Here is a 12,028-nt window from a genome sequence, read left to right as displayed (position 1 = left end):
TGGCGTCCGGCTCGGTCGGCACTCCAGTCTGCCGCCGCTGAAGACTGCGCAATACGATGGGAGAAGGCGTGATGCTGTCACGGCGCGCGATGCTCGCCGGGGGCCTGCTCGGCGGCCTCGGCCTGCGGGCGGCGCGCGCCGACGTGCCCACGATCCGACTCGGGAGCCTGCCCTTCGGCACGTCCACCTGGGAGGCGGCGGTGATCAAGGCCCGCGGCCTCGACACGGCCAACGGCTTCGCGCTCGACGCGGTCAAGCTCGCGGGCAACGACGCGGCCCGGATCAGCTTCATCGGCGGGCAGGTCGACACGATCATCGGCGACCTGCTCTGGGCCGCGCGCCTCGGCAACGACGGCCAGGCGGTGCGCTTCATCCCGTACTCGACCTCCGAGGGCGGCGTCATGGTTCCGGGCGACAGCCCGGTGAAGAGCCTCAAGGATCTCGCGGGCAAGCGCCTCGGGGTGGCCGGCGGCCCCCTGGACAAGAACTGGCTGCTCCTCCGAGCACAGGCCAAGGACGCGGCCGGCATCGACCTCGAGCAGGCCGCCGAGATCGCCTACGGCGCGCCGCCGCTGATCACGCTGAAGCTGGAGCAGGGCGCCCTCGACGCGGCGCTGACTTACTGGACCTACTGCGCCCGGCTGAAGGCCAAGGGGTACCGGCAGCTCGTCGGCGCGGAAGACATCATGCACGCCCTCGGGGTCCCCGGAGACGTGGCGCTGATCGGCTACCTGTTCCAGGACGCCACCGTGAAGGAGAAGCCCGCGGCCGTGGCGGCCTTCGCCCGGGCCTCGCGCGCCGCCAAGGACATGCTCGCGTCCGATCCGAGCACGTGGCAGATCGTGCGCCCGCTGATGGCGGCGGAGGACGAGGCGACCTTCGAGGCCCTGAAGCACGATTTCCTGGCCGGCATCCCGCGCCGCTCCACCGCGGAGGAGCGCGCCGACGCCGAGAAGCTCTACGCGGTGATGGCGCGGCTCGGCGGCGCCCGCCTCGTCGGCAAGGGCGACGCGCTCCCGCCGGACCTCTACTACACCGGCCGCAATGGTTGAGGCCCCCGTCCGGCGGGCGCGCGCGGCGGCCGTCCCGAGCACCGGGACCGCATGGGCGCGCTGACCCGCATCGCGTCCCTGGCCGTGCTCCTCGCCGCCTGGCAGATCGCCGCGCTCGAGGCGGGCTCGCGCCTGCTGCCGGCGCCCCTGGCGGTGCTGCGCTTCATCGTTCAGGAGGCGGAGCGCGGCGATCTCGCCCACAACGTGGGCATGACGCTGCTCCGCGTGGCGATCTCCTTCACCGTGGCGATGATCCTCGGCGTCGTCCTCGGCGTGGCGCTCGGACGGTCCAAGGCCGCCGACCTCACCCTCGACACGCCGCTGCTCGTCCTCCTCAACACGCCGGCCCTGGTGATCACGGTCCTGGCCTACGTCTGGGTAGGGCTCACCGAGACCGCCGCGATCCTGGCGGTGGTGCTCAACAAGCTCCCGAACGTCGCGGTGATCGTGCGCGAGGGGGCGCGGAACCTCGATCCCGGGCTCGACGAGATGGCCCGCGCCTACCGGCTCGACCGGCGCAGCTGGGCCCTCGACATCCTGATCCCGCAGCTCCAGCCCTACATGGTGACGGCGGCGCGGTCGGGCCTGTCGCTCGCCTGGAAGATCGTGCTCGTGGTGGAGCTGCTCGGGCGCCCGGACGGGGTCGGCTTCGCGATCAACTACTACTTCGTCCAGAGCACCGACGTGGCGGCGATCATCGGCTACAGCCTCGTCTTCATGGCCGTGATGATCGGCATCGACGTCCTCCTGCTGCAGCGGCTCGAAGCCTATGTCCGTCGCTGGCGCTGAGCCCGTCCTCCAGGTCGCGATCGCGTCGAAATGGTACCGGCCCGCCCGGGCCGAGCCGGTCGAGGCCGTTCGGAACCTCACCTTCGGCGTCGCCGCCGGGGAGATCGTCTGCCTGATCGGGCCGTCGGGCGCCGGGAAGACCACCACCCTGCGGATCCTGCTCGGCCTCGACACCGCGTTCGAGGGCCGCGTCTCCGGCGCGGACCGGGCGGGCATCGTGTTCCAGGAGCCGCGGCTGCTGCCCTGGCGCAGCGTCGAGCACAATGTCCGCCTCGGCCTGCCCCGGGCGCGGCGGAACCGCGATCTCGACGAGCTGTTCGCGCGGCTCGGCCTGACGGCGTGGCGGACGCGCTACCCGAAGGCCCTGTCGCTGGGGATGCAGCGGCGCGTGGCTCTGGCGCGCGCGCTGGCCGACGGGCCGCGGGTCCTCGTGCTCGACGAGCCGTTCGTGTCCCTCGACGACGCCGCCGCCGCCGAGCTGCGCGGTCTCGTGGTGGACACGGTGGACCGGGCCGGCATGAGCGTCCTGATGGTCACGCACAACGTCGCCGAGGCGATCGGGATCGCAGACCGCCTGCTGCTGGTCTCGCGGCGCCCGGCGAGCCTCATCGCCGACGTGCGCCTCGACCGGCCGCGCCGCGACCGCGACCGCGCCTGGGCCGAGACGACCCGGGCGAACCTCGCCGCGCGGCATCCCGAGATCATCGCGCAGTGAGGCGTGCTGCGCCGGTCGTTCGGACGAACCCGCGCGTCCGGATCGCGCGCTGAGGTCCGGGCGCCACCGGAACCGAAGGACCATCCGACTTCGGCCCCGACGTCGGTCGATCCGGTGCCACACCCGCCGTTTCCCCGGGCCGCCCGAGCAGCGTAGGATCGATCCACGGGGGTGCGCATGGCCGACCTAGAGGCGAAACATCGGGTCTTCGTGGCGCTGCACGAGCGGCCGGGCGCGTTCGTCGTGGCCAACCCATGGGACGCGGGTTCGTCGCGGATCCTGACCGCCCTCGGTTACGAGGCGCTGGCGACGACGAGCGCCGGGTTCGCGTTCGCCGTCGGACGGCGGGACTCCACCGCCTCGCTGTCGCGGGACGCGATCCTGGAGAACGCCCGCGCCATCGTGGACGCGACCCACCTGCCCGTGACGGCCGATCTGGAGGACGGGTTCGGGACGGACCCGGAGGCGTGCGCGCTGACGATCGCCCGGGCCTCAGAGATCGGGCTGGTCGGCGGCTCGATCGAGGACGCCACGGGCGACGCCGCCAGTCCGATCTTCGATTTCGGTCACGCCGTCGAGCGAGTCGCCGCCGCGGCCGAGGCCGCGCGCCGGCTCCCGTTCGTGCTGACCGCGCGCGCCGAGAACCACCTGTGCGGGCGGCCCGACCTCGACGACACGATCCGCCGCCTCCAGGCCTTCGAGCAGGCGGGAGCGCACGTCCTCTACGCGCCGAACCTGCCGGACCTCGAGGCCATTCGGGCGGTCTGTGCCGCGATCAGCCGCCCGGTGAACGTCGTCGCCGGCCTGTCGCCCCGGCAGTACACGGTGGCCGAGCTGGAGGCGGCGGGCGTCAAGCGGATCAGCGTCGGCGGGTCTTTCGCGCGGGCGGCCCTCGGCGGTCTCGCGCGCGCGGCGCGGGAGGTGCTGGACCGGGGCACGTTCACCTACGCGGCGGAGGCGATGTCGGGAAGCGAGGCGAGATCGTACATGGCGGAGGCGACTCGGTAGGGGCGACCGCTCGGCATCGCGGTCCTTCATCCCGCCAACCGGCGGCGAACGAGCGCCGCCGGGCCGATCGGCCCGAACGCTCGAGCCGAAGCCGACGACCGAGAGGCACGGTTTGTCACCGCGTCGAGCTACGCACGGGCGGGCGACCGCTATACCGATGCGCCCGTCGGACCCGATCCGTCCGCGGTCGACCCCGGGCATCGCGGGTCGCCGCTCCGCCCGACCGTGGCGACCCACCGAGACCCGAGCCTCCCGATGTCCCGCACCTCCCCTTCGGCCATCGCCCTCGAACCCGTCGCCGCCGAACGGTCGGGGACCGGCAACGTGGTCCGACTGGCCGTCGCGCAGGCCCTCGCCGGGGCGAACTCGACGGTCGTGTTCGCGACGGGCGCGGTCGTCGGCAACATGCTCGCGCCCAGCAAGGTCCTCGCCACGCTGCCGATCTCGATCTTCGTCGTCGGGATGGCCGCCTGCGCCCTGCCGACCGGCAGCATCGCCAGGCGCTACGGGCGCCGCACCGTCTTCATGGTCGGCACCGGCTGCGGTGTGCTCGTCGGCCTGCTCTCGGCCTGGGCGATCGTCGCGGCCGACTTCTGGCTGTTCTGCGCGGCGATGTTCCTCGGCGGCGCCTACGCCGCCGTGGTCTTCTCGTTCCGCTTCGCCGCGGCGGACTGCGTTCCGGCCGAACGGCGGCCGCGGGCGCTGTCGGCGGTCATGGCGGGCGGCGTCTTCGGCGGCGTGATCGGGCCGCAGCTCGTCACCCACACCATGAACCTGTCGCCCCCCCACCTGTTCGCGGCCACCTTCCTGGCCCAGGCGGCCGTCGCCGGTGCGGCCGCCCTCGTCCTGGCGGGCGTTCGCCTGCCGCGACCGGCCGCAGAGACCGTCTCAGGCGGGCGACCGCTGGCCGTCATCCTGGCGCAGCCGCGCTTCGTGATCGCGGTGATCTGCGGGGCCGTGTCCTACCTGCTGATGAATTTCGTGATGACGGCCGCCCCGCTGGCCATGCGCCTGTGCGGTCACGCGCAGGAGGATGCCAATCTCAGCCTGCAATGGCACGTCATCGCCATGTACGGCCCGAGCTTCTTCACCGGGCGGCTGATCACGCGCTTCGGCGCGTCCCGCGTGGTGGCGACCGGCCTCGCCTTGACGGGCGCGGCCGCGCTCGTCGGGCTCGCCGGCGCGGATGTCGGCCATTTCTGGCTGTCCCTCGTCCTCCTCGGCGTCGGCTGGAACTTCGGCTTCGTCGGCGCCTCCGCGATGGTGCTGGACTGCCATCGCCCGGAGGAGCGGACGCGGGTGCAGTCGATCAACGACTTCATCGTGTTCGGGATGGTGGCCCTGGGCTCATTCTCGTCCGGCGGCCTTCTGACGAGCTACGGCTGGGACACGGTTCTCTGGGTCTCGTTCGCGCCCCTGGCGCTGGCCGCGACGGCGCTCGCACGCACGACGGCGCGCGGCGCGCCGCGGCCCGGCGGAGCATGAGCGCGGCGCGGCGGCCGGGCCCCGAACGGACCCCGCGGACGCGTGCCCCGACGGTCGCGGAGTCGGTCGCGGAGTCGGTCGCGCGGTCTCAGCCCCCGCGGATTCCGTCCGGATCCCCGGCCTCGGGCAGGGCGACGTAGATCAGCACGCCGAGCACCGTCATGGCGAAGCGGAAGGCGGATTCCTGGCCGTTCCAGACCTTCGACATCCACATGCCGAACCACTCGCCGCCGATGCCCAGAAATCCGCCCTGCCAGACCAGGAAGCCGAGGCTGAGGCCCGCGACCGCCCAGGTCTTGGCCCGGGCGAACGCGCCGCGCGGGGCCCGTAGCCGCGCGAGCATCAGCGCCACGCCGATCCAGAGCAGGAGCGCCGTCAGCGCCTCCGCGACGACGATCAGCGTGAAGGCGCCGCGCTGCAGCACGGGATCCGTGATGGAGCGGTCGGCGATCCCCGAATCCGGCAGGATCGTATCCATCGACAGCACGTGCTGCACGAAGGCGAGGTTCACCGCGGGCTCCACGACGTTGCCGTACACGACCAGGGTGCAGGTCAGCGCCAGGGCGCCGACGAGGGCGGCCTTCGAGAGGCGGATGGCGAGCATGAACTGGCCCTCCTGACACGCGGGCGTCGGGACCGGCCAGGGATTAGGGGCCGTCCGGTCCCGGCGTCTCTCAGTTCGCCTTCGCCTCGACCTCGAGCCGGTCGAGGACGGCGGCCGGCGAGCGCGCCGCGCCGAGGTCGATGAAGCCGATCCCCGCAGGCTCCTTCGACTTGGCGTGCACCACGAGCTTGCCGGGCTTCATCACGAACTGGCCCATGGCGGCGCCGATCCCCTTGGCCGCCGCGCTGTTGCCGAGGATGATCGGCACGCCGAGCAGGCTGGCAGTGACGTATTCCTTGCGCAGTTCGTCCGGCTTGAGGCTGAGATCCTTCGACTGCGCGGCGAGGAAGCGCTCGAACAGGCCGGCATTCTCCACCGTCAGGTCGAGGGTCTTGGCGCTCCCCGAGAACATCACCATCGTCGCCGCCGGCAGGGTGCCGGAGAACAGCTCGGGCCCGATGCCTCCCAGCGTGCCGGAGAGGCGAACCGTGCCGATGTCGCGCCCGGAGATCGTGACCTCGCGCAGGGCGAGGTCGCGGGCCTTCTCGTCGAGGCTCGCGTCGGCCACGAGGTTGAGGTCGAGGTCCCGGTAGCCGTAGGCCGGCAACAGGCCGACGAGCGGCGCACCCGCGAGCAGGTCCGCGGGCAGGCTCAGGCCGGAGAGGCTGATGCGGGTCGCGCTGGGCACGCCCTCGGTCAGGGGGCCGAAGGCCAAGGCCGCCTCGCGCAGGGCGATGCGGGGAGCCGGCCGCGGCGACACCGTGACCGCGAGGGGATCCCCGGTCTTATCGGCCGGCCTCGGCTCGGGCGTCCGCGCCGACCGGCCCGGCTCGGGCAGGGCGCCGCGGGCCGGGGGCCGGACGTCGCGGGGCGGCGCCCGCTCGGGCTCAGCCTCGGGCGGCAGATCGATCGACAGGTCGGTGAGGGTGAGCGTGCCGAGCTTCGGCGTCAGCCGGCGCATCTCGACGTCGGAGAACCCGGCCCCGCCCGTCGGCTCGGCGGCGATGCCCTGGAGGGTCGCGACGGTCGGCGCCAGGGACGTCCCCAGGGCGGCGACGCGGCCGACATGGATCCGCAGCGCGCCGCGTGTCATCGACAGGTTGTCCAAGATGGTGCCGCCCTCCGGGCCCGCCGACGTGTAGGCGGCCCGGCCGATCTCGAACAGCACCGGCCCCTTCGGGTCGGTGTCGCTGACGCTCAGGCCCTGCATCTCGAGGGTGCCGACCGAGGTGGCGTCGATGAGATCGGCGGCGGCGGCGGCCAGCGGGCGCCGGTCGCTGGATCCGTCGAAGCCGTTGGCCACGATGGCGAAGGCGCCGCCCCAGCCGTCCGGCACCTGCCGGCCGCCGAGGTCCCGGCCGTCGAGGCGGGCGATCTTCACGGTGGTGCCGCGCGCGTCGGAGTAGGTGACGTCCGAGACTTGGACGGCGCCGTAGACGCGCTGGACCGGTCCCTTGCCGTCGCCGGGCACCGTGTAGAGCCGGCTGAGCGCCGCGAGATCCAGGTCCGTGGCGCGCACCTGACCGTAGGTTCCGGACCCGCGGTTCGGGCCCGCGACGGAACTGACGGTCGCGCCGGCCGCCGTCAGCTCGCCGACGCGGCCGGCCCGGATGTCGCGGGCGACCACGTCGCGGTAGGTGACGGTCTGCCGGTTGTCGCCGGGACCCGCGTTCTCGGAGGTCAGGACCGGGACTGTCAGGCTGCCGGCGTCGAGACGGGCGAGCCGCTGCTCCCAGGGCACGTTGGAATCGGGCCGCAGGATCGCCGCGAGATCCTCCTTGGAGAGGCGCGTGCCGCTCGCCGTCAGCTTCGGCGCCTTCAGCAGCGTGCCGCCGAGCGGGATCACCACGTCGTTGACGGTCACGTCCTGGACGGCGGCGGCGCCCTCCTGCGCGGCGAGCGGCGCCGGCGCGAGGCCGAGGAGGGCCAGCATGGCGGCCGTCGCCCGGGCCGACCGGAGGCGGAGACGGGCCTTCGGGTGGTTCATGGCAGCGTCCGGACCAGGGCTCTCGCGGGAATGCCCTAGCCGTGCCGCGTTTTGCCGGGCGAGGCAATCGCGCGCGCCGGCCCGGGCGATCGAGCCGGGACCGGTGTCGTACGGACGCAACGGCGCGGCGGCGCCGCGCCGCGTGCTACAACGAGAAGGAGGTGCCGCAGCCGCAGGAAGCGGTGGCGAGCGGGTTCTCGATCTTGAAGGACTGCCCGATGAGGTCGTTCACGAAGTCGATGGTCGAGCCGCTCATGTACTCGAGCGAGACCGGATCGACGATCACGGTGGCGCCGTCGCGCTCGATCGCGACGTCCTGCGCCTCGCGGGCACGGGTGATGTCGAAGGCGTAGGAGAAGCCCGAGCAGCCGCCGCCGTTGACACTGATCCGCAGCGACGAACCGGCCGGCTCCGACACCATGATCTCGTTGATGCGCTTGGCCGCGCGGGCGGTCAGGGTGATCTCAGCCATCGGTCTCTGGCCACGCATTCGTTCGGTGGACGGCGCGCCCGGCCCGTTGCCGAGTGCGCCCTGACCCACAAGATATGAGCCGCAAGCCCGCGCCGCAACGCGCCGGGCGGGGAGCCGTCATGAGCAGGGTGCGTGAGTTCGAGAGCGGATGCCGTGCGACCGAACGGTGAGCGCTGGCGCGCGCCCTACGCCACCGACCCGGCCCGGACCCGGGGACGCCTGATCCCGGAAGCCGGATCGCCGACCCGCAGCGATTTCCAGCGCGACCGCGACCGGATCATCCACTCGACGGCGTTCCGGCGGCTGAAGCACAAGACGCAGGTCTTCGTCCATCACGAGGGCGACCATTACCGCACCCGTCTGACCCACACCCTGGAGGTGAGCCAGATCGGCCGGGCGCTCGCGCGCGCGCTCGGCCTCGACGAGGATCTCGCGGAGGCGCTGGCCCTCAGTCACGACCTCGGCCACACCTGCTTCGGTCACACCGGCGAGGACGCCCTCGACGCCTGCATGGCGCGCCACGGCGGCTTCGATCACAACGCCCAGGCGCTGCGGATCGTGACGCGGCTGGAGCGGCGCTACGCCGGGTTCGACGGGCTGAACCTCGCCTGGGAGACGCTGGAGGGCCTCGTCAAGCACAACGGCCCGCTGCTCACCGCGGACGGCCGGCCGACGCGCCGCTACGCCGCCCGCGGCATCCCGGCGGCGATCCTCGAGTACGACGCGCTGAACCCCCTCGACCTGTGGAGCCAGGCCGGCCCCGAGGCCCAGGCCGCCTCCCTGGCCGACGACATCGCCTACGCCGCCCACGACCTCGACGACGGGCTGCGCGCCGGGCTGTTCGAGATCCCGGAGCTGCGGGCGGTCCCCTTCCTGGCCGGACTGCTCGACGAGATCGACCGGCTGCATCCGGGCCTGGAGCCGTCGCGGATGATCCACGAGCTCGCCCGGCGGGTGATCACCCGCTTCGTCGAGGACGTCATCCGCGAGGGCGGCCGCCGCATCGCCGCCCTGGACCCGGGCCGCGTCGAGGACATCCGGAACGCGGACCAGCCGGTCATCGTGTTCTCGCCGGAGATCGCGGCGGCCGACGCCGACATCATGCGCTTCCTGTGGGAGCGGATGTACCGGCATCCGGGCGTGGTGGCCGTGCGGAAGAAGGCCGATGCCATCGTCAACGATCTGTTCGCCGCGTTCACCGCGACGCCCTCCCGGATGCCGGAGGAGTGGAGCGCCGGCCTCGAAGGCACCACCGAGGCGCGGGTCGCCCGCCGGGTCGCCGACTACATCGCCGGCATGACTGACACCTACGCGGTCCTGGCGCATCGCAAGCTCTACGCGACGACGCCGGACCTGCACTGGGAGCTGCCCAGCCGGGGGCTGCCCCTCGCCGAGCCCTGAGGGCCCGGCGCGGGGCGGTTCGGATCAGCAGCCGCAGCCGCAGGTGAAGCTGCCGTAGCACCCGCCGTAGCCGTAGCCACCGTAGGCGGCGGGGTAGCCGTACCCGTAGCCGTACCCGCCGTAGGCGGCCGGGTAGCCGTACCCGTAACCACCGTAGCCGTAGCCGCTCCCGGCGGCGAGTCCGAGCCCGAGGCCGATCCCCGCGCCGGCCAGCCCGTAGCCGAGGGCCCCGCCGTAGCCGCGACGGTAGCCGTACCCGTAGCCGCGCCCGTAGAAGCCGCGGGCCGCGTAGCCGCCGCGGTAGCCGTAGCCGCCCCGGAAACCGCCGCGGTAAGCGCCGCCGTGGAAGCCGCCACCGTGGAATCCGCCGCCGCGGAAGCCGCCCGCCTCGGCACTCGGCGCGGCCAGGATGAGGGCGCAGAGCGCCGTCCCCGCAATCGTCAAGGTCTTCATCAGTAACTCCGCGATCGGCACACTCACGATCGGCGGCGATGACACCGCTTCGTCTCGGTCAAGACAAGACGGACACTGCGCGATCCGTATTCGTCGCGCGGGATAACGCCGCGTCGGCGCCCACGTGGTTACCGGGGCGATGCCGCGAACGCGGACTCCGCGGGGCCGGCGCGCGGCCCGGCGCCGTGACACCCTCCCGCCCCCTTGCTAGACCGCCGGGGCGGGCGCCGGCCGGACGGGCCGGGCGACGAGACCCCCGCGCGAGCGAGATCGAGACCCATGAACATCTTCGCCCTGTTCGAGGCGCGCGTGCGCGAGGCCGTGGAGGCGCTGACCCGCGCCGGCCACCTGCCCGAGGGCCTCGACCTGGGCCGCGTGGTGGTCGAGCCGCCCCGCGACGCCTCGCACGGCGACCTCGCCACGAACGCCGCCCTGGTCCTTGCCAAGGAGGCGCGGGCCAACCCGAAGGCGCTGGGCGAGTCCCTAGCGGCCGAGCTCCGCGCGGATCCGCGGATCGTCGAGGCGAGCGTCGCCGGGCCGGGCTTCATCAATCTCCGGCTCGACCCCGCGATCTTCCACGCGGTCATACGCGACGCCCTGGAGGCCCCGGAGGCGTTCGGCCGCGCGCGGCTGCCCGGCGGCCCGATCAACGTCGAGTACGTGTCGGCGAACCCGACGGGGCCGATGCATGTCGGCCACGGCCGGGGCGCGGTGTTCGGCGACGCCCTGTGCAACCTGCTCGTCGCGGCCGGCCGGCAGGTGACGCGCGAATACTACATCAACGATGCCGGCGTTCAGGTCGATGTGCTGGCCCGCTCGGCCTTCCAGCGCTACCGCGAGGCCCTCGGCGAGCCCTTCGCCATCGCGGAGGGCCTCTATCCGGGCGACTACCTGAAGCCCGTGGGCGCCCAGCTGGCCCAGACGCACGGCCGCGCGCTCCTCGACAAGCCCGAGGCGGAGTGGCTGCCCACGGTGCGCGAGACCGCGCTCGGCATGATGATGGACATGATCCGGGCCGACCTGGCGGCGATCGGCATCCGCCACGACGTCTTCTTCTCCGAGCGCACGCTTCAGGAGAGCGGGGCCGTGAAGGCCCTGCTCGCGGAGCTGCGCGCCAAGGGCCTCGTCTACGAGGGTCGCCTTCCGCCGCCCAAGGGGCAGCTGCCGGAGGACTGGGAGGACCGCGAGCAGACGCTGTTTCGCACCAAGGAATTCGGCGACGACAGCGACCGGCCGCTGCTGAAGTCGGACGGCTCGTACACGTATTTCGCCTCCGACATCGCCTACCACCGCGCCAAGTATCTCGCCGGCGCGACCGAGCTGATCGACGTCCTCGGCGCCGATCACGGCGGCTACGTGAAGCGCATGCAGGCCGCCGTGAAGGCGGTCAGCGACGGCAAGGCCACGCTCGACGTCAAGCTCTGCCAGCTGGTGCGGCTGTTGCGCGCAGGCGAGCCGGTCAAGATGTCGAAGCGGGCCGGCGAGTTCGTGACCCTGCGCGACGTGATCGACGAGGTCGGCCGCGACGCGATCCGGTTCATGATGCTCTACCGGAAGAACGACGCGACCCTGGATTTCGACCTCGCCAAGGTGGTGGAGCAGTCGAAGGACAACCCGGTCTTCTACGTCCAGTACGCCCATGCCCGCGTCCGCTCGGTGCAGCGGCAGGCCCGCGAGGCGTTCCCGGACGCCGACCTCTCGGCCGCCGCGCTGGCCCGCGAGGCGGACCTCGCCGTGCTGAGCGACCCGGGCGAGATCGAGATGATGCGCCTCATCGCGCAGTACCCGCGGGTCCTCGAATCCGCGGCGCTGGCGCACGAGCCGCACAGGATCGCCTTCCACCTCTATGAACTGGCCTCCGCGCTGCATAGTTTCTGGAACAAGGGCAAAGACTTGCCGCAATTACGGTTTGTTAATGCAACCGACCGAAAGTCGACGTGGGCCCGGCTGGCGCTCGTCGAAGCTCTGCGGAGCACGCTGGCGGCCGGCCTTGCGATTCTCGGTGTGACCGCGCCGGACGAGATGCGATAGGCCCGAGTGCATCGGGCCGGTCTTCGGCGTT

General features: G+C 72.6%; 11 protein-coding genes. 7 read left to right on the top strand and 4 right to left on the bottom strand.

The genetic code is table 11. The annotated features are described in order from the left end of the window. Window positions 1-71: 71 nt before the first annotated feature. The 5 genes from ACTJK8_RS09855 (at window position 72) to ACTJK8_RS09835 (ending at window position 5,049) form a co-directional block, all read left to right on the top strand. Window positions 72-1,052 carry an ABC transporter substrate-binding protein gene (locus ACTJK8_RS09855; protein WP_024829714.1) on the top strand — a complete coding sequence of 327 codons (981 nt, stop codon included), beginning with the start codon at window positions 72-74 and terminating at the stop codon, window positions 1,050-1,052. 51 nt (window positions 1,053-1,103) lie between these two features. Then, window positions 1,104-1,841, top strand: a complete 738-nt coding sequence (locus ACTJK8_RS09850; protein WP_024829715.1) for an ABC transporter permease — start codon at window positions 1,104-1,106, stop codon at window positions 1,839-1,841. Further along, window positions 1,822-2,556 carry an ABC transporter ATP-binding protein gene (locus ACTJK8_RS09845; RefSeq protein WP_053622146.1) on the top strand — a complete coding sequence of 245 codons (735 nt, stop codon included), beginning with the start codon at window positions 1,822-1,824 and terminating at the stop codon, window positions 2,554-2,556. The genes ACTJK8_RS09850 and ACTJK8_RS09845 overlap by 20 nt, the downstream gene beginning before the upstream one ends. A gap of 177 nt (window positions 2,557-2,733) precedes the next feature. Beyond that, window positions 2,734-3,564 (top strand): isocitrate lyase/PEP mutase family protein, encoded by an 831-nt coding sequence (locus ACTJK8_RS09840; RefSeq protein ID WP_440761849.1) that lies wholly within the window; start codon window positions 2,734-2,736, stop codon window positions 3,562-3,564. 255 nt (window positions 3,565-3,819) lie between these two features. Continuing rightward, the gene (locus ACTJK8_RS09835) at window positions 3,820-5,049 is read left to right on the top strand and encodes an MFS transporter (RefSeq protein ID WP_440761848.1); all 1,230 of its coding nucleotides are present in this window, start codon (window positions 3,820-3,822) and stop codon (window positions 5,047-5,049) included. 88 nt (window positions 5,050-5,137) lie between these two features. On the opposite strand, the gene ACTJK8_RS09830 is transcribed toward ACTJK8_RS09835, so the two are convergent. The 3 genes from ACTJK8_RS09830 to ACTJK8_RS09820 form a co-directional block, all read right to left on the bottom strand. Beyond that, a complete protein-coding gene (locus ACTJK8_RS09830; protein ID WP_440761847.1) occupies window positions 5,138-5,653 on the bottom strand; it encodes a DUF2165 family protein in 516 nt (171 codons plus the stop codon). Between the two features lie 70 nt (window positions 5,654-5,723). Continuing rightward, window positions 5,724-7,640: a hypothetical protein gene (locus ACTJK8_RS09825; protein ID WP_058606799.1), complete on the bottom strand. Its 1,917-nt coding sequence runs from the start codon at window positions 7,638-7,640 to the stop codon at window positions 5,724-5,726. Window positions 7,641-7,785: 145 nt separating this feature from the next. Next, complete coding sequence (locus ACTJK8_RS09820) at window positions 7,786-8,112, bottom strand: HesB/IscA family protein (RefSeq protein WP_012319723.1); 327 nt, start codon at window positions 8,110-8,112, stop codon at window positions 7,786-7,788. A 153-nt stretch (window positions 8,113-8,265) separates the two neighbouring features. Between ACTJK8_RS09820 and ACTJK8_RS09815 the strand changes: the two genes are divergently transcribed. Next, on the top strand, window positions 8,266-9,513 hold the full coding sequence (locus tag ACTJK8_RS09815) for a deoxyguanosinetriphosphate triphosphohydrolase (RefSeq protein WP_440761846.1): 1,248 nt from the start codon (window positions 8,266-8,268) through the stop codon (window positions 9,511-9,513). Window positions 9,514-9,537: 24 nt separating this feature from the next. Here ACTJK8_RS09815 and ACTJK8_RS09810 read toward each other — a convergent pair whose 3' ends face one another. Next, on the bottom strand, window positions 9,538-9,966 hold the full coding sequence (locus ACTJK8_RS09810; RefSeq protein WP_440761845.1) for a hypothetical protein: 429 nt from the start codon (window positions 9,964-9,966) through the stop codon (window positions 9,538-9,540). A gap of 279 nt (window positions 9,967-10,245) precedes the next feature. Between ACTJK8_RS09810 and argS the strand changes: the two genes are divergently transcribed. After that, entirely contained in the window at window positions 10,246-11,997 is a 1,752-nt protein-coding gene (gene argS / locus ACTJK8_RS09805; RefSeq protein WP_440761844.1) for an arginine--tRNA ligase, read from the top strand. Window positions 11,998-12,028: the final 31 nt, after the last annotated feature.

This window comes from Methylobacterium sp. 22177 (genome assembly GCF_052045615.1).
GTDB lineage: Bacteria > Pseudomonadota > Alphaproteobacteria > Rhizobiales > Beijerinckiaceae > Methylobacterium > Methylobacterium radiotolerans.
This window is presented reverse-complemented; position numbering and strand designations above follow the sequence as displayed.